This window comes from Psychrobacter sp. A3 (genome assembly GCF_028823565.1).
Lineage (GTDB): Bacteria > Pseudomonadota > Gammaproteobacteria > Pseudomonadales > Moraxellaceae > Psychrobacter > Psychrobacter celer.
In genome coordinates this window covers 1-1012 of record NZ_JAPEHS010000161.1, presented here as the reverse complement: position 1 = coordinate 1012, position 1012 = coordinate 1, and the positions used below count along the sequence as shown (strand labels likewise).

Genomic DNA, 1012 nt, shown 5'->3' with positions numbered 1-1012 from the left:
TAGAGTGACTAAACTTATTATTTTTAACCTCGAATCGTCTAAAAAATAGTCGCTGTCAGTGCCATGGTCGAATGTTCGACACGCCCTAAGCAAACACTCAAGGATGACTTATGCGCTTAGATAAGATTGTGCGATTGGACGGTTATATTCAAAGTATTTATTTGGCGGTATATCCAGACAAGATCATGCTGCTTGACGGCTGCTGCCGTGCTGATGTGCCGATGGTGCTGGCGTACATCACAGACACACTACAGCGCCCGATAAGCCAGCTCAAGGTAGTCATGGTGACACACATGCATCCTGATCACGCAGGCGGTGCAAATGCGCTTAAAAAAGCCACAGGCTGCCGTATCGTCTCAGCAGAAAAGTCACGGCAATGGTATGCAGGTATCGGCGGGCAAATGATGCATCTGGTTGATACAGGGCTGGCGTATTATGTGGCGCATCGCCAAAACCGTCCGCTAAAAAACCTATGGTATCCTGCGCACCTGCATCCTGATGTGATGGTAAAAGATGGCGACCGCGTGCCTGAGTTTGATGAGTGGCAAGTGCTTGAGACACCTGGACATACCGACCGTGACTTATCGCTATTTCATCTGCCCAGCCGGCAAGTATATGCCGCTGACTTAATCATTAAGCTGCGTCACAAGTTTGTCGCACCATTTCCTATTTATGATCCAAAACTATATATTCAGTCGCTGCAAAAAATCAAAGCGTTAAAGCCCTCGGTGGTGATGATGGCGCATGGCCGCGAGCTGGCGATAGACGACGCCACTTTTGATATGCTCATCACGCAGGCACCCAAGCATCCGCGTACCATTAAAGACACCATCAAACATAAGCTGCTATGGCGCAAAGACGCTAACTTTACTGTCTTTTCGCGTCGCCGTAACTCTAAACGATAGCGGTAACAGGCATGCAAAAAAAAGCCCCGTCACTATTAAGTTAGTGATGGGGCTTTTCAAATATGGTGGGCCGACCGCGACTCGAACGCGGGACCAATTGATTAAAA

The 1012-nt window shown here is 48.3% G+C and carries 1 protein-coding gene; it reads left to right on the top strand.

Annotation, left to right across the window (positions count from 1 at the left end):
* Positions 1-110: 110 nt before the first annotated feature.
* Positions 111-905, top strand: a complete 795-nt coding sequence (locus NK638_RS12280) for an MBL fold metallo-hydrolase (protein ID WP_274633232.1) — start codon at positions 111-113, stop codon at positions 903-905.
* Positions 906-1012 lie beyond the last annotated feature (107 nt).

Coding starts and splice junctions, on each gene's coding strand:
- NK638_RS12280 (WP_274633232.1), top strand. CDS start 111: ATGCGCTTAGATAAGATTGTGCGATTGGACGGTTATATTCAAAGTATT.